Here is a 21,141-nt window from a genome sequence, read left to right on the forward strand (position 1 = left end):
TCCTTATAGGTTTGCAAAACGAGTTTCAAGTTCAACTTGTGCATCGGCAAATGAGCGAATACCTTCCGCTAGTTTTTCTGTCGCCATTGCATCTTGGTTATGCTGCCAACGGAACTCGTTTTCGCTAAGTGGTGCCGGTTTTGGCAATACTTCAGTCGGTTTTTCTAGTGGGTAAACTTCAGCGTCGGTTAGCTCAGCAAGTTCAGTTAATAGCTGAGGGCTAATGGTCAAACGGTCACAACCTGTTAACGCTAAAATTTCGCCGGTATTACGGAAGCTTGCGCCCATAACAACGGTTTCGTAGCCGTGTGTTTTATAAAAGTTGTAAATGCTACGCACTGATTGAACACCTGGATCATCAAGTGCAGATTCTGGCTTAGGCATGCCATTTTTTACGTGCCAATCTAAAATTCGGCCAACAAATGGTGAAATTAAAAATACATTGGCATCGGCACAGGCTTTGGCTTGCGCTTCAGAGAAAAGTAGCGTTAAGTTACACTTAATACCTTCTTTTTCTAGCTGTTCAGCCGCTTTGATACCTTCCCAAGTTGACGCAATTTTGATTAAAATTTTGTCTGTATCAACACCGGCTTCGCGGTAAAGCGCAAGTAACGATTTAGCTTTAGCGATGGTTGCTTCAGTATTAAATGATAAGCGCGCGTCTACTTCTGTTGAAATGTAACCCGGTACTACTTCGCTTATTTCTTTACCAAGCAATACTGAAAAATAATCACATGCAAGTGCGACTTGCTTTGCAGAGTCGGCTTCGTTTGCTTTTGCATATGCAAGAGCTTCTGCTAGTAACGGCTGGTATGCCTCGATTTCACTGGCTTTTAGAAGTAGTGATGGGTTGGTTGTCGCGTCTTGCGGTTGGTGTGCTTTAATAGCTGCAATATCACCGGTATCGGCAACAATCGTTGATTGGGCTTTTAAAGCCGCTAAAATTTGTGTCATGGTTTACCTCATTCCTAATATCAAGGTAATAAAAATAGCGTGTTAGCTAAGTTTAGCTTAAAGATGAATCATTAAAGCTAGATGACAAGTATTTGGGAAAGGTCAAATGTCCGTAACACAGGGTTTACGCTACTCCTAGCGAAGAAAAATCCATCGAATGCTAACTAACAGGTGATTTTTATTACAAGAAGTGTTGAAATTACCTTAATACAACGACAAGTCAATAGTAATTATGATCACAGTAATATCACCTGCTAAAAATTTAGACTACGAAACACCTGCACCGAGTAAAAACCATACACAACCTGATCTATTAGCGCACAGCAAAGAGCTTATTGAGGTATGTCGCGAACTATCAGCACAAGATCTCTCAAGCTTAATGAAAATTAGCGATAAGCTTGCGGGTTTAAACGTGGCGCGTTTTACCGAATGGCAAACACCATTTACTGAAAGTAACGCCAAACAAGCTATTTATGCGTTTAATGGTGATGTTTATGCCGGTTTAGATGCCGCGACGCTAAGCGAAAAAGCACTGGATTACGCACAAGGTCATTTGCGCATTTTGTCGGGACTATACGGTATTCTAAAACCGCTCGATTTAATGATGGCGTATCGCCTTGAAATGGGCACAAAATTGGCAAATCCACGCGGAGCTAATTTATATCAATTTTGGGGCAGTATCATTGCTGAAAAGCTAAACGAAGTATTTGCTGAACAAAATACTAATACCCTCGTTAATTTAGCGTCAAACGAATACTTTAAAGCAGTGGATAAAAAAGCACTTAACGGTGAAATTATTACACCTGTATTTAAAGATTGTAAAAATGGTCAATATAAAGTGATTAGCTTCTATGCGAAAAAAGCGCGTGGCTTAATGGCGCGTTACATTATGGAACAGCAAGTAACGGATATGGAGCAGTTATTAGCGTTTGACTGTACAGGTTACTATTACAGTGAAGAGCACACGAAAAAAGCCAATGAACCGGTTTTTTTGCGCGCGGAGCAAGTTTAATTTGTACTTGATACAACTTGGTTGCGGCCTTGTTGCTTGGCTTGATAGAGACGTTTATCAGCGATATCGATTAACGTCTCTAGCTTTTTCACGTTTGCTGAATATTCAGCTATACCAATCGAAACAGTCATATTAAATACTGCGTTTGATAAATGCAGTTCGGTTTTTTCTAATTGCGTACGCAGTGATTCGGCTTTGCTGTGTGCTGAAGACGTTGCAATATGTGGCATCAATATAATAAATTCTTCACCGCCCCAGCGTGCGAATAAATCGGATTCGCGACAGTTACTTTGTATTAGATTACAAAATTCAACGAGTGCTAAGTCACCTATATTGTGACCATATTGGTCGTTAATCTTTTTAAAATGATCAATATCTAATATTAAAATGCAAAACCGTGGGTTATCGCTTTGTATTATTTCATTTGCCTTATCAATAAAATAGCGGCGTGTATAAGCGCCTGTTAGTGGGTCGGTGGTGGCAAGTTTTAATAGCGTATTATTTTGTGCCTCTTGTTTTTCAAGCCATAGTTTGATGCCAAACACAATCAGCAACAAACCTATAATTTGAAAGAGATCTTCAATAACGATAGTGATGACTTTTGGAAAGATCACTAATTCATCTAGTGCATCAACACAAAGCGCAACTAATAAAATTGAAAAACCTGTAAAAAGCATGTTGTTTGAACGTTCGCTTTGTCGAAAGTTTTTCAAATTGAAAATACAAACAAGCACCGCAATCGCCATAATAAATTCAGATGCAAAACTAATTACATCTACGTTAGCGACAGCTGGAAACAACCAATATGAGACAAAGGGCAGTAAAATAAACAGTGCTAGTATATAAACCGACATCTTAGAACTACAGTATTTTGTTAGTACCACAAGTATTGACCGTTCAAGTCGTATTCACAAGTTACGCGTTATAGTGCGGTTAGGTTTAGTTCAAGCTTATTTGCCAGTTGGTGATAAAGTGTAAGGTGGCTTGGCAATAATTTAGTAAATCTAACTTCAGTTATGTGCTGTTTAGCAGTCTGTATGTCGCCAAGTGCTGTGTTTATTTCGGCTAAACGCAGTTGGAAAATCGAATAGTTGGGGCTTTCTTCATTGTTAAAATTGCTTATCGCATCGCGATATGTTTCGTTTGCAAGCTGCAATTGGCCAACCAATTGATAGGTGCGCGCTAAGTTGCCGCTTGCCATGGTAAGGTTATCGTTAAACCCGAGTTTACGTGCCCAAAATAGCGCACTTTTTCTGTGCGGGATTGATTCGAGTAGTTGACCTTGCGAGTACATAGCATTTGCTAAGTTGCCGTAAATTTCGTGTTGAAGCTTAGCATCTTTACTTTTTCGGTATTGCTGAGCTAAGCGGTTGAGCATTTGTGTTGCTGTATCTTTATCGCCAAATACCATCTCCAAATTGGCAATTTCAACCATACGCAATGGGTTTGGAAAGCTCTCAGACGTGGCACTAACTAATTTAAGCGCTTGCTGTGCATATTCTTTGGCTTTTACTTTTTCATTATAAATATCAAACGCTTTAGCGGCGTAAAAATAGAGCTGAGTTTGAAATGTAACAGGATGCGTTTGGCCTGAATTTAAATATTGCTCTGTAAGATTTTTCAACGGTTTTAGATTGGTAGTTTCATACAGCAAATCTAAGTAATGGGCCGTAATAAAATACCAATCGGTACTGTAGGGCGCGTATTCACTTTGTTGCTTGAGCAACTTTGCGCTGCAATCGGGTGCTGATAAGTTGGGGCACACATCTTCAAAGTTATGTAGGTTATCAGCAGCCTTTGTACTTGTACAAAGTAGCCATAAACCTATTACAGTAAAATATCGAATTTTCATTATTATTATAATTTAGTCATTTTGTGCCAATAAAACTTGGCTGTAGCCGTTATTTTAGAAACTAGTTTAATTCAATTCAAATATTTGTGATGTGCTTAGTGCTATCGCAATCAGATTGTTTTTTGCATTACTTTATGGATAATGTATACAAAAATAAAATGCTGTTTAGAATGAAAACTTTACTCGCTGCTTTTATTGTTGTTTGTTGTAGTTTACAAGCATCACCACTTTCACAATTAAATCGTGAAGGCGCACCACAAAGCGCCAAATATTACGATAGCTATGGTAATCAACAAGCAAACCCATTATTTGACCTTGGTAGCTGGCATGGGTTTTTACAACCAAAACATGAAAATGCAGGCAGCTTTGCGGGGCCTGCCATTGTATTTGAAGAATACACCCTTTATTTTGCTGAATATATTGAGATGCTATCGATTGCTGTTGATGGTGGTGAATATCAACGTCTCTCGACATTACCAAGTACCATTTCAAGTCGGCTTGGATATTACAAACAAACCTTCACCACAAACTCATTTAGCATCGATGTTTACTTAAGTTTTGTATCAACGCGTAGCAGTGTGATTGATACACGCATTTCTAATTTAACCGAAAAGCCGCTTAATCTCTCACTAAAGTGGCAAGGGCAACTTACAAAGCATTGGAAAAGCGACGATGACGATTACACTTGGCAAGTAACACCGCAAGTTTCTAGCCAAGCAATTGCATGGCAATTTGACCAAACTCGTGATACGTGGCACAAACTTAATGACAGCACCGCGCGATTTAAAATAGCCCGGTCTATTGCTTCTAAATCAGCTTTTGATCCTGTTGAACAAAGCTACAGAAGTACAAGTGGTTTAACGGTTTTACCTGCAAACTCAACATTATTGACAACAGTACTTAGTTATACTCACAATCAGCACGAGAGCGATAGCGAAGATGTAAATATAAGCGCTTGGTTAAACAGTAAAAAGCCCGCCTATTTGAAGGCGAAAACCAGATGGCAGTCACTGGCAAATAAACTATCAAATCAGCACAGCGCACAAGCAAATAGGTTAGCAATAAAGTCGCTAGAAACTTTAGTTGGCAACTGGCGTAGTCCTGCAGGGGCAATTAAACATAATGGTGTAACCCCATCGGTGACTGCCCGTTGGTTTAATGGTGTATGGGCGTGGGACAGTTGGAAGCATGCTTATGCACTTGCAGAGGTGATGCCGAAACTTGCTAAAGATAATGTACGCGCCATGTTTGACTATCAAATAACGCAAAAAGATACACTTCGACCGCAAGATGCGGGTATGGTGATTGATGCGGTGTTTTACAACTACTCAAAAGCGCGCGGTGGCGATGGCGGTAATTGGAATGAGCGAAATACTAAGCCGCCACTGGCATCTTGGGTAGTTTGGCAAATTGTGTCAAAAAGTAATGATGATGCATTTTTGGCTGAAATGTATCCAAAATTAAAAGCGTATCATGAGTGGTGGTATTTAAACCGCGATCATAATGGAAATGGTTTAATTGAATATGGTGGCACGGTTGATGATACGCATACCACAAAAGAAGGGGATATGCGTTTCTCAGTGCAAGCAAACACGCAACTGGCTGTTTTGGCATCGTGCAAAAAAGGGAAAGATGATTGGTATTTATGCAGCGGTAATCAGTTGTATTTAAGTTTACTTGATAACCCTCAAATTCGTGCGTTTGATATCCCTGTGCAACATGCTGCTGGTTGGGAATCAGGTATGGATAATGCAGCACGTTTTGGTTTTATTTCAAATGAGCAGTATAAAGAATATGCCAATCAAACTTATCAAGGGAATATGGCAAAAGCCAAGGCTGATTGGCAGGTTAAGATTTTTGAAAACGTACGTGATGGTCAATTGGTTGGCTACTCAATTAACCAAGAATCTGTGGAGCTTAATAGCTACCTAGCAATGGAAAAACGCCAACTTGCGCAAATGGCAAAACGATTAGGTAACAACCAAGATGCACAAAAATACCAAACAGAATATCAAACCTTAAAAGCACGCATTGATGCGTGTTTTTACGATAGAAAAACTGGCTTTTATTATGATTTAGCCATTTATAATACCCCGCAATCAACGAGTGAATGCAAAGGCAAGTTGCTGGTGCATCGCGGCAAAGGCCCTGAAGGTTGGGCGCCGTTATTTAGCCAAGTGGCAAGTACAGAGAATGCGAAAAAGGTTATCAATACCATGCTGAGTGAGCACGAGTTTAATACCTATGTGCCATTTCCTACCGCAGCCATCACAAACCCAGCATTTGGTGCAGATGTTTATTGGCGCGGCAGAGTGTGGCTTGATCAAGTGTATTTCGCACTAAGTGCACTAAGTCATTATGGCTATAACAGTGACGCGCAGCAGCTTTTACAAAAGCTGATTAGTAATAGTAAAGGTCTTAGCCAAAATGACAGTATTCGTGAAAACTATCATTCTTTTACTGGTGAGCAGCAAGGCGCAACTAACTTTAGTTGGAGCGCTGCTCATTTAATGATGATGTTGGATGAAGTTGGTTTGCCTGAAAGTACGTTAGGACAACACTAAAAATATACTTGTTCAGTTTTCGGTTGAGTGAAATGTTAGCCTTGGTTACGCTTGGCTAAAATCACCAAATGATTGGCTTTATGAAAATCACCCAACCTGAAAAAATTAACGAGTATTACCAAGCATTGGTAGATAAAAACAGTCAATATCTTGGCTGTTTTTATGCCTGTGTTACCAGCACGCAGATTTTTTGTATCGCGACTTGCACAGCACGCAAACCAAAAAAAGAAAATGTCGAGTTTTGCTCAGAGGTAAAAGATGCCCTTGATGCGGGCTTTCGCCCGTGCAAAGTGTGTAAGCCAACACAAAATGCCCATTCAATGCCAGAGCCAGTTGCTACAGCATTAAAATTACTATCGCAAAAAGGCCAAGAAAAACTTTCAGACTACCATTTAAAAGAGGCTGGAATTCAGCCCGAACTGGTAAGGCGTTGGTTTAAAAAACACTATGGCATGACGTTTCAAGCTTATCAGCGCATGGTGCGTATAAATACGGCTTATCAAGAAATTCAAAATGGCAAGCAACTGATTGATTCGGCGCTTGATTCGGGTTTTAACTCACTAAGCGGATTTGCCTACACCTTTAAAAAAGCCACAGGCCTTAACCCAAGTAAAAGTAAAGATAAGCAAGTTATCTTAATTGCGCGCCACACCACACCCATTGGCCCAATGTTTATTTGCGCAACCAATAACGGTGTATGTCTTGTTGAGTTTGTTGACAGACGCATGTTAGAAACGGAATTTAACGATTTACAAAAACGCTTAAATGCGGTGATTTTACAAGGCGAGAATGATTACATTAAACAGTGTAAGTTAGAGCTCAATGAATATTTTTCGGGCAAGCGCAAAGAGTTTAGCATTCTCCTAGATTTACCAGGTACTGAATTTCAGCAAGGCGTATGGCAAGGGTTACAAACTATTCCATTTGGCGAAACACGCAGTTATTCAGAGCAAGCAACTGCACTTAATAACGCGAAAGCGGTGCGCGCTGTCGCAACTGCAAATGGTATGAATCGGGTTGCTATTATTGTGCCGTGTCATCGGGTGATTGGTAAGGATGGGTCACTTACAGGTTACGGCGGTGGCTTAGAGCGAAAGGCGTGGCTATTGCGTCACGAAGGTGCTGACTTTAAAGAATAATAAAAGCGGTGATAACACCGCTCTTATAAAGCTACTTCTTTTTCGCTTTTTTCTTGGCTTTCTTTTTCGCCTTCATTTTTTCCGGGTCTTTTTTCTTTTTCGCCGGTAATTTTGCTTCTTTGTGTTTTGGCTCTAAACCTTTGATTGTGCGGCGCTTAAGTTTTTGCTCGGTATAGCGCTCAACTTTCGCCAAAATTTCTACATCATGTGCTTCGATAAATGAAATCGCCGTGCCTTTTTTACCAGCGCGGCCTGTACGGCCAATGCGGTGAACGTAAATATCGGCGGTGCGCGGCATATCAAAGTTAATTACGTGGCTAATGTCAGCTACATCGATACCACGCGCGGCAACGTCGGTTGCAATTAATACGTTTGTACGGCCGGTATCAAAGCTTTTAAGTGCGGCTAAACGTTTATCCTGAGGCATTTCACCACGCAGCCACGTAGTTTTAATATCTTTCGCGAATAACTCGCCAACTAGCTGCTCTAAACGTTCACGTGTTTTAACGAACACAATGGCCTTTTCAACTTCTTCCGATTTTAAAATCGCTTCAAGTTGTTCCACTTTATGTTCGCGGTTATCTGATAAATGCACCCACTGATGGATTTTGCCTTTTTCGCGGCGTGATGGCGTTGCTTCTAAAAGTGCTGGATCATTTAGAATGCGCTCTGCAAATAGCTCAACGCTGTCACCCTCTAGTGTGGCTGAGAATAAAAAGCACTGTTTACGGTTTTTTGCTTCGTCGCAAATACGTAGCATTTCTTTACGAAAGCCCATGTCTAACATGCGGTCGGCTTCATCAAGAATAAGTACTTCAACATCTTCTGCGTGGAAGTTTTCTGAATTTAAGTAATCCATTAAACGACCAGGCGTAGCAATCAGAATGTCGTTATTTTTTTCAAAAATTTCTTTATGGCTACCGTAGTTAATACCACCGGTTACTACACCAATTTTAAGGTGAGTTTGCGCTGCAAGGGCATTTGCTTGTTCATACACTTGATAAGCGAGTTCACGTGTTGGTGTCATAATAAGTACGCGCGCAAAACCTGGATTACGTCTTGGGAAATCAATCAGGTATTGCATTGAACCAAGTAAAAACGCAGCGGTTTTACCTGTACCGGTTGGTGAACTTGCTAAAATATCGCGACCTTTCATCGCTGCAGGAATTGCGAGCGATTGAATGCTAGTCGGTTTATCAAAACCCATTTTTTCAATGGCGTTTAATAATTTGGGATCAAGATCTAGGTCAGCAAAGTGCATAAGGAAATAAACATAAAGGAAAATTAGCTGTATTATACACCGAATCAATAATAGGGTCTTTTATTCTTTATTTAATTATTCAGCTGAGAGATAAAATCGCCGTAATCAATGCGAAAATAAGGAAGTTTAGCCATCTAAATAACTTATTTTCAAAGCAGAGTAAGGTGATTTTAGGCCTCAGCCCGAAGGGCAATGGCTATTTATTCCGTTACCTGCATTGACATTTTATTTAGAAAATCTAAATCATATTCATGCCAATTTGCTAACGAAATAAATAACCTATTGCTGAAAATATCAATAAAGACAAAAAGACCCTCAAGCAGAGGGCATTTTACCGCAATGTCGGGTTTTACGTTTAAGCAGTTTCATATTAACCACGATAAATGTGCGATGAAAGTGGGTACAGACGGTATTTTGTTGGGCGCTTGGGCACCCCTTGAAGGTGCAAAAACAGCATTAGATATTGGCACAGGTACGGGGCTAATTGCTTTGATGCTTAAGCAGCGTGCGCCCAGTTTAGCGATCGCAGCCGTTGAAATTGATTTGGCAGCGTACAATCAAGCCAAAGAAAATATTTCAGCGTCGCCTTGGACGGATTTAAACGTGTGGCAAGGCGATATCAAAGAATTTCAAGCAAATACAGCATTTGATCTCATAGTTTCAAATCCGCCATTTTTTAATGATTCACTTAAAAGCGACAATGCACAGCGCATGACAGCTCGCCATACGGATTGCTTATCGTTTGATAGTTTATGTGCTAAAGCTGCGAGTTTATTAAGCGAAAAGGGGCGGTTTTGTGTGGTATTACCAACAACCGAGTTAAGCCAGTTTGAAAGTGCTGCAAATAACGCTAAATTGAAAATTACAAAAAAGCTGTGGGTATTCACCACTCAAAAGAAAGCAGCAAAACGCGTGTTATTGTGTTTAGCGCATAATGATGATGAGTTGCAAACGCTAGTTGAAGAAGAATTAGTTATTCATGCTGAGAGTGGGGAATACAGCACAGCGTATAAACAACTGTGCCGTGATTTCTATTTGAACTTTTGAAGCAAGAAGTTAAAGCGTTTCAGCGTATTCTGTCATTACTTGTTCAACCCAAGTAGCAATGCGCTCATCACTTTTCTCGTACTGGCTGTCTTCATCTAGCGCCAAGCCAACAAACTGTGTGCCATCTTCGGTTAATGCTTTTGATGCTTCAAATTCGTAATCATCTGAATTAGGCCAGTAGCCTAAAAAGGTAACGCCTTGTGGTTTAATTTTGTCGTGCAGCATGCCTAATGCATCTTGAAACCATTGGCCATATCCTTGCTGATCGCCCATGCCAAACAAGGCAATGGTTTTACCGCTTAAGTTAACCGACTCAATATCGTCCCAAATTGATTCCCAATCTTCTTGTAACTCGCCAAAGTCCCAAGTCGAAATACCAAATATTAAGAAATCGAATTCTTCAGCGTTTTTCAATGGCTCATCTTTAATGTTGTGAAGTGAAATGATGTCTTCACCAATAATTTGCTGAATTTTTTCTGCAGCCATTTCGGTGTAACAGGTTGTAGAGCCAAAAAATAAACCAATTTTCATATTAAATTTGTGCGTTGCCGTGAGCTTGATATGATAGGCGCTAGTTTACCTTAACCTATGTGTTATTAATACATTGACAGAAAAACAAACCCCAAGTGTTGAAAATAGCCAACAGATAGAGCAGTTTTTAGATGCCCTTTGGCTTGAGCAAGGTTTAAGTGAAAATACCTTGGCGGCTTATCGTAGTGACTTAAATAAATTTGCGATTTTTATTGCGAAAACACCGCTGTTTGATGTTGATGAAGGCATTATTCTGGAGTATTTAGCATATCGCCGAGAAAATGGTTTTACAGCACGAAGTACGGCTCGGGCGCAAAGTGCGTTAAAACGCTTTTATTTGTATTTTATTGGTTTAAAGAAACTCTCCAGCTCACCGCTTGCCCATATTGAGCAGCCAAAGCTCGGTCAGTCATTACCTAAAACCTTAACTGAAGAAGAAGTTGAAGCCTTACTTGATGCACCTAATCTCGAAGAACCCATTGAGCTAAGAGATAAAGCCATGCTTGAACTGTTGTATGCAACAGGGCTTCGCGTAAGTGAATTAGTTGGCCTGCGCATGGAGCAAATTAATCTGCGCCAAGCTGTGGTATTTGTAAAAGGTAAAGGTAACAAAGAGCGTTTAGTTCCAATGGGGGAAGTGGCGCTTGAGTATATTGAAGCGTTTATTAAGTTAGCACGTCCGCAATTAATCAAACACGCGACTGATTTTGTTTTTCCGTCAAAACGCGGCATTGGCATGACACGGCAGACCTTTTGGCATCGCATAAAACACTATGCTATCGTTGCGAATATTCAAACGGAATTATCGCCACATACCTTGCGTCATGCGTTTGCCACACATTTGATCAATCATGGTGCTGACTTACGTGTTGTACAAATGATGTTAGGTCATAGTGACTTATCGACCACACAGATTTATACTCATGTAGCAAAAGAAAGGTTAAAATCCATTCATCAGACGCATCATCCAAGAGCTTGATGACAAAATACGGAATTTTATGTGGCTTAGTACGGTCTAAATATTTATAAGCCCCAGTATTTAAAAAAGAGATAGCAAATGAAAAAACTAGCAATCGCAGCTGCTTTGTTGAGTGCGGCATTTAATATTTCAGCAAATGGTGTCGCAGCAGCGAGTGTTGATCCAATCGAAGCGAAAATCATTGCGGAATTTGAAAAAATTGGTCTACAAGCAAGTGGTGTAGCAGAAACTCCTGTAAAAGGTTTGTATGAAGTATTAACCAATCGCGGCGTGTTATACAGCACGGCAGACGGTAAATACTTACTGCAAGGTACGTTACTTGATTTAGAAAACAAAGAAAATTTAACGGAAGTTGCACTAGGTAATTTGCGTGTTGAAGGCGTTAAGCAGTTTGCTGATTCAATGATTGTTTACCCAGCAAAAGATGAAAAATATAAGGTCACGATTTTCACCGATATCACTTGTGGTTACTGTCGTAAATTACACCGCGAGCTTGATGATTACCTAGATGCAGGCATTACGGTGCAATACCTAGCGTATCCGCGTGCAGGTATTCCAAGTAAAGGTTATGACGACTTACAAGATATTTGGTGCTCAAAAGATGCCGCTAAAGCACTTACTGATGCAAAAGCGGGTGATGACGTAGTAGACGTAGCAGCTTGTGATGCACCGGTAAAAGAACAGTTTGAAATGGGTCAAAGCTTTGGTATTACGGGTACGCCAGCAATCATTTTAGAAGATGGTACGCTTATTCCTGGTTACCAGCCAGCGGCGCAGTTAAAGCAAATTCTTGATAGCAAAAAAGGTTAAGATAACTTTTTTAGCGAATTAGGGCCGTTAAGGCCCTTTTTAGTCTGAGATTATTAAAAAACGGTTCATGCAAAAAACTATTCAAACACGTGCACGCGTTGACGACAGTCATTTAGGCGCCTCTCTTCATCCTGTAATTAAACAAATTTATGCTTCTCGTGGCATCAAAGCCAATACTGAACTTGATAATGGCGCGGCATCGCTACTTGATTTTCGCTTGTTGAAAGACATTGATGTTGCAGCAAATATCTTAATTAATGGGCTGCAAAACCACGCCAAAATTTTAATTGTCGGTGACTTTGATGCTGATGGTGCAACCAGTACCGCGGTGTTAATGGAAGGCCTGCCAATGTTTGGCTTTCAAAATGTTGATTACTTAGTGCCAAACCGTTTTAACTTAGGCTATGGCTTAAGCCCGCAACTTGCAGAACAAGTAGTGCAAATTAAACCGGATATTCTCATCACAGTTGATAACGGCATTTCGTGCTTGCAGGGTGTTGAAATTTGTAAGCAAGCTGGCATTCAAGTGATTGTTACCGATCATCACTTGCAAGGTGAACAGCTACCGAATGCCGATGCGATTGTTAATCCAAACCGCTTTGATTGTCAGTTTCCATCTAAAGCTTTGGCTGGATGTGGTGTTGCGTTTTATTTGCTGGTGGCACTTCGTCACACGTTGCGAGAGCAAAATTATTTTGAAAACTCCGGCTTAGCACAACCTAATTTAGCGAGTTTATTAGATATTGTCGCACTGGGTACAGTGGCCGATGTGGTGCCGCTCGATGCTAATAACCGTACCTTGGTTTATCAAGGTTTGGCACGTATTCGCGCAGGGCGCACCCGCCCTGGTATTCTGGCTTTGATTGAGGTTGCCAACCGTAATAGTTATCGCCTGCAAGCCAGTGACTTTGCCTTTGCTATTGCGCCAAGGCTTAATGCAGCAGGGCGCTTAGATGACATGAGTCTAGGTATCGCTTGTTTACTGAGTCAGGATGGCAATCAGGCAAGACGCATTGCCGCAGAGCTTGACGGGTTAAACCAAGAACGCCGTGAAATCGAACAAGGTATGCAAGTTGAGGCAAGCGCAGTGCTAGAACGCTTGGTATCGCAATCTCAAGAAATTCCAGATGCGGTGTGTTTATATCAAGATGATTGGCATCAAGGTGTTATTGGTATTCTGGCGGGGCGTTTAAAAGAGCAATATCACCGCCCGACGGTGATTTTTGCACAGGGTGAAAATGGCGAGATTAAAGGTAGTTGTCGCTCTATTCCAGGACTGCATATGCGTGATTTGTTGGAGTCGATTTCAACTAAATACCCAGATTTAATTTTAAAATTTGGTGGTCACGCGATGGCGGCGGGTTTATCAATTTTAGAAAGCGACTTTACCCGCTTTAAACAGGTTTACACAGATGCGGTGGCAAATACGCTCGCCGAAGAAGATAAACACGCGGTGCTATTAACTGATGGTAATTTGCCAGCTGATTGTTTTAACTTGAATTTCGCCAACCAACTTAAGCAAGCAGGGCCATTCGGTCAGAGCTTTCCTGAGCCGCTATTTGACGATGTTTTTTATGTTATTCAACAGCGTATGGTAGGCGAAAAACATTTAAAATTAGTATTACGACATGCGTCGGGTTTAGATGTTGACGCGATAGCCTTTAATGTTGATTTAAGAGCGTGGCCAAATACCGCTGCTGAAAAAGTACGTTTAGCCTATCAGCTTGATATTAATGAGTTTAGAGGTAAGTTTTCGCTACAATTACTAGTTAGCGAAATACAATTGGCATAGATAAGAAATATTTATGCGAAAAAATGGTTTTGAATCTAATCAAAACCATTTTTTTTTGCTAAAATTCCCGCCTTTGATTATTGCCAAGAATTCGGGCAAAACACCTGTTGGAGTGATGTAATGTTTGAAGTGAATCCTGTGATTAACCAAATCAAGGAAATTCGCGAACGTACCGACCAACTTAGGGGGTATCTTTGACTACCCTCTTAAGAAAGAGCGGTTAGAAGAAGTTAATGCCGAATTAGAAGATTCAGCAGTATGGAATGAGCCTGAAAAAGCACAGGCATTAGGCCGTGAAAAATCAAGCCTAGAAGCAATTGTTGAAACTATTGAAAATCTTGAGCAAGGCGCTGAAGACGTTGAAGGTTTAGTTGAACTGGCTGTTGAAGCCGAAGACGAAGACACCTTTGCAGAAGCAGAGTCAGAGCTTGAAGACTTAATGACACAACTTGATAAGCTAGAGTTCCGTCGAATGTTCTCTGGTGAGCAAGATGGTAACGATGCCTATATCGACTTACAGTCAGGCTCGGGCGGTACTGAAGCACAAGACTGGTGTAACATGCTGCTGCGTATGTATTTACGTTGGGCTGAAGCAAAAGGCTTTAAAGCGGAAATCGTTGAAGCGACCGATGGTGATGTTGCCGGTATTAAAGGTGCTACGGTACGTGTATCAGGTGAGTACGCTTATGGTTGGCTACGCACTGAAACAGGTGTTCACCGTTTAGTACGTAAAAGCCCATTTGATTCAACAGGCCGTCGTCATACCTCATTTGCTTCGGCGTTTGTTTATCCAGAAGTGGATGACAATATTGAAATTGATATTAACCCAGCCGATTTACGTATTGACGTGTATCGTGCATCGGGTGCGGGTGGTCAGCACGTTAACCGTACAGAATCTGCGGTACGTATTACTCACTTACCAACCAACACGGTAGTACAATGTCAGAATGACCGTTCGCAACACAAAAACAAAGCGCAGGCGATGAAGCAATTAAAAGCAAAATTGTTTGAGCTTGAAATGCATAAACAGAATGCTGAAAAGCAGTCGCAAGAAGATGCAAAATCGGATATTGGCTGGGGTAGCCAAATTCGTTCGTACGTACTCGATGATTCTCGTATCAAAGACTTACGTACCGGGGTTGAAAACCGCAATACTCAAGCCGTATTAGATGGCGATTTAGATAAGTTTATCGAAGCCAGCCTGAAATCTGGCCTTTAATTTAAACCAAGCAACTTAGAGCTATAACATGACAGATCAAATTCAAGACGAAAATAAATTGATTGCAGAGCGTCGTGCCAAGCTAGATGCGATTCGCGAGAATTGCTCAGCTAATGGTCACCCGAATACTTTCCGCCGTGAAAATTACACAGCAGATCTACAAGCTAAGTTTGGTGATAAATCGAAGGAAGAGTTAGTCGAGTTAGACCACCAAGTTTCAGTAGCAGGCCGTATTTTAGCAAAACGTGGTCCTTTCCTTGTATTACAAGATATGAAAGGTCGTATTCAGGCGTATGCGTCTAAAGACGTACAAAAAGATTTAAAAGAGAAGTATGGTCAGCTTGATATCGGCGACATCATCGGTGTATCAGGTCCGCTTCATAAATCAGGTAAAGGCGACCTTTACGTAGATATGGTTCAGTACGAGCTACTAACTAAGTCACTGCGCCCATTACCAGAGAAGTTCCACGGTTTAACAGACCAAGAAGCGAAGTATCGTCAGCGTTATGTTGACCTGATTACTAACATGGATACTCGTGAGACTTTCCGCATTCGTTCAAAAGTGATTGAAGGTATTCGTCGTTTCTTAGCTGAACGTGACTTTATGGAAGTTGAAACGCCAATGCTTCAGGTTATTCCTGGTGGTGCAACGGCGCGTCCATTCGTAACTCACCATAATGCGTTAGACATCGACATGTACTTACGTATCGCACCAGAGCTTTACCTTAAGCGTTTAGTTGTAGGTGGTTTTGACCGCGTATTTGAAATTAACCGTAACTTCCGTAACGAAGGTCTTTCAACGCGTCATAATCCAGAATTCACGATGATCGAATTCTACCAAGCGTACGCTGACTACAACGACCTAATGAACTTAACTGAAGACATGTTACGTACCGTTGCACAAGATGTACTTGGTACAACAACGGTTATCAACACAGTTAAAAACGCTGAAGGTGAAGTTGTTGAAACAATCGAATATGACTTCGGTAGCAAGTTCGAACGTTTATCAATGGCTGATGCCATCATCAAGTTTGGTCCAGATGCAGCAGAAATCGCGCATATCTTCAAAGACCCAGAAAACCACTTTGATGAGTTAGTTGCTTACGCGAAGAAAGTGCACGTTAAAGTACCTGAAAAGTGCGTATGGGGTGCAGGTAAGTTCTTATGTGAGATCTTCGAAGAAACAGCTGAACACAAACTAATTCAGCCAACTTTCATCACAGAGTATCCGTGGGAAGTGTCGCCACTTGCGCGTCGTAACGATGAAAACCCATTTATCACTGACCGTTTCGAGTTCTTCGTAGGTGGTCGTGAATTAGCAAATGGTTTCTCTGAGCTGAATGATGCAGAAGATCAAGCAGCGCGTTTTGCACGTCAGGTTGAAGAAAAAGATGCAGGTGATGATGAAGCAATGCACTTTGACGACGACTATATCCAAGCACTTGAATATGGCTTACCGCCAACAGCAGGTGAGGGTATTGGTATCGACCGTCTAGTAATGCTATTTACTGACTCACCAACCATTAAAGATGTAATCTTATTCCCGCATATGCGTCCGCAAGCGGACTAAGTAACGTCTTATAAAAAAACCCAGCCACGCGTGCTGGGTTTTTGTTTTCAAGGGGGTGTAAATCCTGTTGAATTTGTTAGTTATTATTAATGCGATGAAATTAAATACTCTTCTACATCTTCTTTCAGATCTTGAAAGTCATCTTCGTCGAGCTGCAATATATCAAGGGCTTGTTGTTCTATTGCGTGCCATTGAGGCTCGGGGCGAAAATGCCTAGCGACATGCACTAGGTTTTCAGCCAAGCGTAAACAGGCAAAGCAACTGCGCTCAAATTTATCGTTTGACGCATTAAAAAAATCATTACTGTGATGTTGCAGTATTATTTGGCAAATTTGCTTTGGTAAGTTCCAGCTGGTGGCTAAGTAGTAGCCAACAACTGCGTGGTTGGTTTTGTATTTCTTTTCTTCTTTATGTATTAATGGGGTGCTGTCGTTCTCACGGTGCTCTTGCAGTAAATGGGTGTAACCATCAAAGCGAATTGCCATTGCGGGTGTTCCCGCATCGTGAAATAAACCGATTAAATGTAAATTTTCGGGTGGTAGGGGCGACTTTAAATGCTGCGCAATAATACACGACACATTAGCGATGTCGTTGGCGTTATCCCAAAAACGATTAAGCGGTAACGAACATTTACTTTGATCATAGGCTTGTTTAAGCAAATAGCCGGTCACTAAGCTGGTAATATTCTCAAGCCCTAAAAACATTACGGCTTGGCGGATATCACTTATTGTTCTGGCAAGGCCGTAGTAGGGACTGTTTATTATTTTGAGTACGGCAGCTGATGTTGCCACGTCAGCGGCAATAATGTCTGCAACGCGATAAAGTTCAGGTTCGTGGTTTAGCTCATCTTGCAGTGCTTGCAAAATATCAGGCTTAGCTGGAATGGTGAAACCAGCTGCAACATCGCTCAGTATTTTGTTATCTATTTCAATCATTAGTTCGCTTATTTTTTACAAGCCACTTAATTACTATAGACAAAGAATATGGAGCTGTTGCAATAGAGTATGTTATTTAGGCATAAAAAATCCCAGCAAGCGCTGGGATTTTTGGTCAGTCATCAATTTAGATTTCCATATCTAAGCGGCTGTCCGTAAATCGGTGTCTTCTGAATTTTGTTTAATATCAGAATCCTTAAGTAAGAAGCTTAATATGACTGGCACTAAAATCAAAGTGAATATTGTTGAAACCACTAAGCCACCAACCACAACACCACCTAAACCACGGTATAGCTCACTACCCGCACCTGGCATTAACACCAGTGGTAGCATGCCGCCAACCGAGGTAAGTGTTGACATCATAATAGGACGAACACGGCTTTCAACCGACTCTTTAATTGCCAGTTGTGCACTTAACCCTTTGTACTTCAGGTTGTTAAGCGCTTGATGCACAATCAAAATAGCGTTGTTTACAACCACACCCGCCAAAATTACAAAGCCCAATAAGGTCAACACATCAAGGTTTTGAATTGGCGTATAGCGGTCAAACACACTTGCCCAGTGCACAGCAGCAAGGCCCATAAAGCCACCTAATGTTGCAAGTGGCACACTTACCATAATTACTAATGGGTATTTCCAGTTTTGGAATAAAATAACCATTACCAGATACACTACAAACATTGCCAAAAATAGGCTTGAGCTCAAGGTGCCAAATAAACTGCCATCACCTAACAGCGACTTTTTAAGGTCAGCTAGTTTACCGGCACTACCGGCTAAGTTAACTTCAACGGCCGGTGAAATTGCACCCGCACCGCGTAACTCTTCAACCATACTGTTAACAGAGGCGATAGCTTGCTCAAGCGGCATGCCAGCAGGCGGTGTAAACTGCAAGGTTACCGCGCGCTGACGTGAAACGTGCTTAATTTGGTCAACGGTTTGCGTGCGCTCAACAAGTGCAAGTGACTGTAAATCAACTACCTGACTTTGCGGTGTAGCCAATGGCGCTTGCATCAGTGCATCGATTGGGAAATCACCTTGCTGCGCGTTGGTTACAATCTTAAGATCTTTTAACTCACCGCCAACCGCGAAACTGTTCATCATAATTATGCCATCACCGTTTGCTTGTACCGCAAGACCTAAATCACGACGCGTCATATTAAGTTCTGCTAAGCGCTCATCTAGCGGTTTAATTGACAGCTCTGGTGTTGGTAATAAAAAGTTAGCAGGTTCTGGAATGGTTGCATAAGGACCATAATTACCAATTAACTTAAATAGTAACGCCGTTGCGCCATTTGTAATTTGCTGCAAATCATCACCCACTAAGTCGATTTGAATTGCGCTACCTGTTGTACCACCCGTGTTAAAGAGTGGGAACTGGAAAGCAAAACCAATCACATCGGGTGCGTTTACGCCCATTAATGTTTGGTTTAGAAAGTCGACCGCATCAATGGTTTTATCTGCTTCTTTTGGGATCATGCCATGAAGAATTTGACCGTCCATCGCAACCAAAAAGTAATGGTCAATTTCAGGCGCTTTAATGGTACTGCCATCCATTAATTGAATATCAGGTGTACTTTGCGTTAAATCTGGCTCACCACCACGAATAACGGTTTCTGCATGGAATTTATCACCGGTGACTTCCCAAGCTGGGCGTATCACTTTTTCAATGCGATTACCGATTTCTGATACCTGATCAAGGTTATAACCCGGCGGCGGTACCATAAAACCGAAAGCAAAATTACGGTTACCTTTTGGTAAGTAATCAAGTGGTGGAATAAGTAGTGCAATACCAACGAGTGTTACGACTGCAAAGCTAGTTACAACGGTAACTTTGCGTTTTGTCGTGCTCGAAATTGTAATAAACAGTGCGCCAATTTTGTTTGGTAACTTCGCTGCTTTTTTCTCAAGCTCAGCCAGTTTACCCGTTCTTAATTTTACTTGTTTTGATTCGCTGCGCGCACGTAAAAAGTAAGCGCCCGCTACCGGAATAACTAAGACAGATACGACAAAACTAATAAAGACTGCTGCCATGATGGCAAGTGATATATCGCGAAACAGCTGCCCCGCGCTATCGGCAATAGTTAAAATTGGCACAAATACTACGAGCGTTGTCATGGTTGACGCAAATACTGCTCCCGCAACTTCTTGCGTGCCTTCAACACTGGCCTTAAGCGGCTTTTTACCCATTTCTAAATGGCGGAAAATATTCTCGATTACCACAATGGCATTATCAACCACCATACCAACTGCGAATGCCATGCCCGCAAGCGATACAATGTTAATTGAACGGCCAAGGGCAACCAAAATTACCACAGATGCAATCACTGAAATTGGAATTGCGATTGCAATAACGCCAATGGTGCGTAGCGAGCGTAAAAATAGCAGTAGCGTAATTACGGCAAGTAAGCCACCGACCATAATATTGCTTTGTACTAAATCAATGGCGTTTTCAACATAGCTTGATGAATCCCACGTAGTAACAAGCTCAAAAGTACCCTTTACGCCTAACTTCTTAGCGTGTTGCTCAAGCATACCGTCAGGTTTATTAAGTTCAGCAATTTCCGCTTTTAGCGAGTTCATGGTTTCAAGTAAGTTAGCACCATGCGCCAGCTGAAAGTTGAAAAATGGCATTTTAACGCCACGGGCACGTACCCAATCACGCATATCTTTGTAATCGAGTTTTACTGTCGCAATGTCTTTAACATAAACCGGGCCACGGTTGTCTTTGCGAATAACGATATTTTCAATGGTTGCCGCATCGGTAAAGCGGCCCATTGCGCGCACGCGAATATCATTTTTACCATCGGGCAAACGACCACCTGAGTAATTGGTGTTGGTAATTTGAATCGCGTCTACTAGTTGGCTGTAGGTAATACCAAAATTGGCCAGTTTGACGGGGTCAATTTGAATTTGCAGCTCTTGCTCACGAGCACCTAAAATTCCTACCTTGGAAATACCTTTAATGTTCTCAAGGCGCGGACGTAATCGGCGCTCCATAAAATCATACAAAGTCGTGTTATCGAAACTCGGATCAGTTGCCGCAAGGCCCACCCATGCGATGTAATCCACCGACATAGGATCAACGCCTTCAACGGTCGGTTCCGATACACCCATAGGGTAGGCGGGTACTTCGTTAAGCTTTTGTACTACTTCTGCTTGTGCTTGTTTAATATCGGTGCCAGTTTCGAACTCTAAACGCAATTGAGCGGCAGAGGTTTGGCTGATACTGGTTAAAGAAATTAGTCCGTTTACATCGGATAATACTTTTTCTTGCTCAATCACCACGTCCGATTCAATTTCTTCAGGGCTTGCGTTTTCCCAAAAGGTACGCACGCTGACGACTACTGAATCAACTGACGGGGTCATTTGGACGGGTACTTGGGTAAAGGCGAGTATGCCTGCCAGTACCGATAAAATTACAGCAACGATTACACTAATAGGTTGTTTAACCGCGCTTTCTACAATCTTCATAACGT

Annotated in this window: 16 protein-coding genes; 9 read left to right on the plus strand and 7 right to left on the minus strand. The window is 41.5% G+C overall.

Annotation, left to right across the window (positions count from 1 at the left end; translation table 11 throughout):
* Positions 1–3: 3 nt before the first annotated feature.
* Entirely contained in the window at positions 4–954 is a 951-nt protein-coding gene (gene tal, locus ACXAFE_RS03375; RefSeq protein WP_475148667.1) for a transaldolase, read from the minus strand.
* Between the two features lie 232 nt (positions 955–1,186).
* Between tal and yaaA the strand changes: the two genes are divergently transcribed.
* Entirely contained in the window at positions 1,187–1,966 is a 780-nt protein-coding gene (yaaA, locus tag ACXAFE_RS03380; protein WP_475148673.1) for a peroxide stress protein YaaA, read from the plus strand.
* Here the strand turns inward: yaaA and ACXAFE_RS03385 are convergent.
* Positions 1,963–2,820: a GGDEF domain-containing protein gene (locus ACXAFE_RS03385; protein ID WP_475148675.1), complete on the minus strand. Its 858-nt coding sequence runs from the start codon at positions 2,818–2,820 to the stop codon at positions 1,963–1,965. The two genes, yaaA and ACXAFE_RS03385, sit on opposite strands and share 4 nt — an antisense overlap.
* Before the next feature lie 68 nt (positions 2,821–2,888).
* Complete coding sequence (locus tag ACXAFE_RS03390) at positions 2,889–3,818, minus strand: tetratricopeptide repeat protein (protein ID WP_475148682.1); 930 nt, start codon at positions 3,816–3,818, stop codon at positions 2,889–2,891.
* Positions 3,819–3,988: 170 nt separating this feature from the next.
* Here ACXAFE_RS03390 and ygjK point away from each other — a divergent pair, with 170 nt between their 5' ends.
* Both ygjK and ACXAFE_RS03400 read left to right on the plus strand, forming a co-directional pair.
* Positions 3,989–6,382 carry an alpha-glucosidase gene (gene ygjK / locus ACXAFE_RS03395; protein ID WP_475148685.1) on the plus strand — a complete coding sequence of 798 codons (2,394 nt, stop codon included), beginning with the start codon at positions 3,989–3,991 and terminating at the stop codon, positions 6,380–6,382.
* A gap of 80 nt (positions 6,383–6,462) precedes the next feature.
* Positions 6,463–7,521, plus strand: coding sequence for a bifunctional transcriptional activator/DNA repair enzyme AdaA (locus ACXAFE_RS03400; RefSeq protein WP_475148688.1), 1,059 nt, complete (start codon positions 6,463–6,465; stop codon positions 7,519–7,521).
* A 31-nt stretch (positions 7,522–7,552) separates the two neighbouring features.
* Here the strand turns inward: ACXAFE_RS03400 and srmB are convergent, their stop codons facing one another.
* Entirely contained in the window at positions 7,553–8,782 is a 1,230-nt protein-coding gene (gene srmB, locus ACXAFE_RS03405) for an ATP-dependent RNA helicase SrmB (RefSeq protein WP_138633952.1), read from the minus strand.
* 339 nt (positions 8,783–9,121) lie between these two features.
* Here srmB and ACXAFE_RS03410 point away from each other — a divergent pair, with 339 nt between their 5' ends.
* Positions 9,122–9,829: a tRNA1(Val) (adenine(37)-N6)-methyltransferase gene (locus ACXAFE_RS03410; RefSeq protein ID WP_475148692.1), complete on the plus strand. Its 708-nt coding sequence runs from the start codon at positions 9,122–9,124 to the stop codon at positions 9,827–9,829.
* Positions 9,830–9,838: 9 nt separating this feature from the next.
* Here the strand turns inward: ACXAFE_RS03410 and fldB are convergent, their stop codons facing one another.
* Positions 9,839–10,360, minus strand: a complete 522-nt coding sequence (gene fldB / locus ACXAFE_RS03415; protein WP_054978598.1) for a flavodoxin FldB — start codon at positions 10,358–10,360, stop codon at positions 9,839–9,841.
* A 73-nt stretch (positions 10,361–10,433) separates the two neighbouring features.
* Between fldB and xerD the strand changes: the two genes are divergently transcribed.
* The 5 genes from xerD (at position 10,434) to lysS (ending at position 16,730) form a co-directional block, all read left to right on the plus strand.
* Complete coding sequence (gene xerD / locus ACXAFE_RS03420; RefSeq protein ID WP_475148700.1) at positions 10,434–11,339, plus strand: site-specific tyrosine recombinase XerD; 906 nt, start codon at positions 10,434–10,436, stop codon at positions 11,337–11,339.
* Positions 11,340–11,417: 78 nt separating this feature from the next.
* Positions 11,418–12,149 carry a bifunctional protein-disulfide isomerase/oxidoreductase DsbC gene (dsbC, locus tag ACXAFE_RS03425; protein WP_475148705.1) on the plus strand — a complete coding sequence of 244 codons (732 nt, stop codon included), beginning with the start codon at positions 11,418–11,420 and terminating at the stop codon, positions 12,147–12,149.
* Between the two features lie 67 nt (positions 12,150–12,216).
* Complete coding sequence (gene recJ / locus ACXAFE_RS03430) at positions 12,217–13,941, plus strand: single-stranded-DNA-specific exonuclease RecJ (RefSeq protein ID WP_475148710.1); 1,725 nt, start codon at positions 12,217–12,219, stop codon at positions 13,939–13,941.
* Positions 13,942–14,061: 120 nt separating this feature from the next.
* A protein-coding gene (prfB, locus tag ACXAFE_RS03435) for a peptide chain release factor 2 (protein WP_152960705.1) occupies positions 14,062–15,160 on the plus strand; the annotation gives its coding sequence in 2 pieces (ribosomal slippage) (positions 14,062–14,136 and positions 14,138–15,160; 1,098 coding nt in all).
* Positions 15,161–15,188: 28 nt separating this feature from the next.
* On the plus strand, positions 15,189–16,730 hold the full coding sequence (gene lysS, locus ACXAFE_RS03440) for a lysine--tRNA ligase (RefSeq protein ID WP_010560792.1): 1,542 nt from the start codon (positions 15,189–15,191) through the stop codon (positions 16,728–16,730).
* A gap of 86 nt (positions 16,731–16,816) precedes the next feature.
* Here lysS and ACXAFE_RS03445 read toward each other — a convergent pair whose 3' ends face one another.
* Positions 16,817–17,665 (minus strand): HDOD domain-containing protein, encoded by an 849-nt coding sequence (locus ACXAFE_RS03445; RefSeq protein ID WP_475148714.1) that lies wholly within the window; start codon positions 17,663–17,665, stop codon positions 16,817–16,819.
* A gap of 141 nt (positions 17,666–17,806) precedes the next feature.
* Positions 17,807–21,136: an efflux RND transporter permease subunit gene (locus tag ACXAFE_RS03450; protein WP_475148718.1), complete on the minus strand. Its 3,330-nt coding sequence runs from the start codon at positions 21,134–21,136 to the stop codon at positions 17,807–17,809.
* Positions 21,137–21,141: the final 5 nt, after the last annotated feature.

The sequence above is a fragment of the Pseudoalteromonas sp. ABV4_021 genome (assembly GCF_056159365.1).

Coding starts and splice junctions, on each gene's coding strand:
- ACXAFE_RS03390 (WP_475148682.1), bottom strand. CDS start 3,818: ATGAAAATTCGATATTTTACTGTAATAGGTTTATGGCTACTTTGTACA.
- dsbC (WP_475148705.1), top strand. CDS start 11,418: ATGAAAAAACTAGCAATCGCAGCTGCTTTGTTGAGTGCGGCATTTAAT.
- ACXAFE_RS03385 (WP_475148675.1), bottom strand. CDS start 2,820: ATGTCGGTTTATATACTAGCACTGTTTATTTTACTGCCCTTTGTCTCA.
- ACXAFE_RS03450 (WP_475148718.1), bottom strand. CDS start 21,136: ATGAAGATTGTAGAAAGCGCGGTTAAACAACCTATTAGTGTAATCGTT.
- recJ (WP_475148710.1), top strand. CDS start 12,217: ATGCAAAAAACTATTCAAACACGTGCACGCGTTGACGACAGTCATTTA.
- yaaA (WP_475148673.1), top strand. CDS start 1,187: ATGATCACAGTAATATCACCTGCTAAAAATTTAGACTACGAAACACCT.
- ygjK (WP_475148685.1), top strand. CDS start 3,989: ATGAAAACTTTACTCGCTGCTTTTATTGTTGTTTGTTGTAGTTTACAA.
- ACXAFE_RS03410 (WP_475148692.1), top strand. CDS start 9,122: ATGTCGGGTTTTACGTTTAAGCAGTTTCATATTAACCACGATAAATGT.
- fldB (WP_054978598.1), bottom strand. CDS start 10,360: ATGAAAATTGGTTTATTTTTTGGCTCTACAACCTGTTACACCGAAATG.
- ACXAFE_RS03400 (WP_475148688.1), top strand. CDS start 6,463: ATGAAAATCACCCAACCTGAAAAAATTAACGAGTATTACCAAGCATTG.
- lysS (WP_010560792.1), top strand. CDS start 15,189: ATGACAGATCAAATTCAAGACGAAAATAAATTGATTGCAGAGCGTCGT.
- ACXAFE_RS03445 (WP_475148714.1), bottom strand. CDS start 17,665: ATGATTGAAATAGATAACAAAATACTGAGCGATGTTGCAGCTGGTTTC.
- srmB (WP_138633952.1), bottom strand. CDS start 8,782: ATGCACTTTGCTGACCTAGATCTTGATCCCAAATTATTAAACGCCATT.
- tal (WP_475148667.1), bottom strand. CDS start 954: ATGACACAAATTTTAGCGGCTTTAAAAGCCCAATCAACGATTGTTGCC.